The following is a 1,518-nucleotide window of genomic DNA, read 5'->3' on the forward strand; positions in this document are numbered from 1 at the left end:
GAAACGCCGTAACGAAGCCCAGATCGTATCTATGTGGCATGAGACTGTGGTCTGTCCGCTAGTGATGTGTTCACTGGTTGAAAGGTGAGTCACCGCTTGTTGCCTCTATCCGGAATTTGCGTCCTTCTGTTCCCTTCCACAAAGAGCCTTCCATAAGATGTGCAAAGAAGATTTTGATATCCCAGACGAATTTAGCTTGGCGGACCTTGAGAGAGCATCGCACCGTATCTGCCGTCGGCAGAAAAATATGTTTGATGGTCCCGCGTGGCGTTTCCAGAATGCTTGTAGAATTGTTCAAAACGGCGTTCCGACGGCTATCGAATATGACGAGACGGTTTGGCTGACGGTGCGCCATCTGTCGAACAACCTGATTTGCCCGCCGCCGGACAGCTGCGGAAGACGTCGTATTGACTTTGCGTCTCTATCGAAGATCTACAACGACCTGATGCGTAGGTTGGAGATAGAGTCTCGCTTGCTGGCGAGGATTCCGATAGACGAAGTCGCCCGGATTATGGGCATCGATGTGGTTGACGTCAGGGACTACTGCGCTGTGTACTTCGATGTGTTGGAGAGCCTTGATGCAATCTGGTGGATTCTGGACTTCGTGATCAATCCAGTGGATGCACCACCAGATTACCTTCGATCCATGGTCTATCGCTTTTCGTACAAAGGCGGTGGGCAAATCTGCGAATACCTACTCGACCATGTTTCGCAATTGGAGGAAGAATGCGATGTCGATTCGCCAGTTTGGCGACAACGCGAGCGGATCAAGTTACTCATCCTCTTTGAGCAATGTTGTGACAAGGATCCACAAGAAATACTGACGACCGCTTTGCGATCCGGTTACTTTTCAGAATTGCCGCACGCAGACACTGTAGCCACCCGCGACTCCGTTGTCACCTCGGTTTGGTCAAACATAAACGCTGAATTGGGTGACTGCGAACTTCGATCGTCGGTTGACCGGGATCCCTCGATAGATGATGACCGAAAACGCCGCGCGTAGGTGTTTTTGTAAATTGTGCCTCTCTGTTACACAAGGTTTTATGTCAATTGAAAAACGCCGCGGAACGTCAAGGCAATACAGGTACAAGCCCAGGCGAGTAGCGGGAACGCTCCAGAACTCTTATGTGGGTCCCGCTACTGACCCACTGGTCGAGCTGTTCGCGATTGCAAGTGAGCTGTCGAGGTCGTCGCAACGCGATCTCCGTCTGCAGTTGCAACGCGAGCGGCAAGAATTTACCGAACTGGAAGTAAGCCTGAAGCGAATCGCTGGATGGGCCAGCTCGTGGAAGGTGTTCTGTCAACTAAATGAGCTTTCTGAAACGAGGGTAGTGAAAATGGATTCATCGGAACGGGATGCATTCGAAATTCCTGGGATACATGAATTCCGACGCATCCGAGCAAAGGCGCGTGAGGGTGATAAGGCAGCAAATGACCAACTAGACAAGTGGATTGATAGGTTTCCGGTCTCCCGAATTGCCGCATTTGATCTAGTGGATGTGGCTAGATCGCAGCTAC

Annotated in this window: 2 protein-coding genes; both read left to right on the top strand. The window is 51.1% G+C overall.

From position 1 onward, the window contains the following. Positions 1–157: 157 nt before the first annotated feature. A complete protein-coding gene (locus RSSM_RS27395; RefSeq protein WP_008687454.1) occupies positions 158–1,003 on the top strand; it encodes a hypothetical protein in 846 nt (281 codons plus the stop codon). Positions 1,004–1,043: 40 nt separating this feature from the next. Beyond that, positions 1,044–1,518 (top strand): hypothetical protein (locus RSSM_RS35035; protein ID WP_044303816.1); only part of this gene is annotated, 475 nt, incomplete at its 3' end.

The organism is Aporhodopirellula sallentina SM41 (assembly GCF_000346505.1).
Taxonomy (GTDB): Bacteria; Planctomycetota; Planctomycetia; order Pirellulales; family Pirellulaceae; genus Rhodopirellula; species Rhodopirellula sallentina.

What these genes read in the sequence shown, in the direction of transcription:
- RSSM_RS27395 (WP_008687454.1), top strand. Translation starts at nt 158, where the DNA reads ATGTGCAAAGAAGATTTTGATATCCCAGACGAATTTAGCTTGGCGGAC.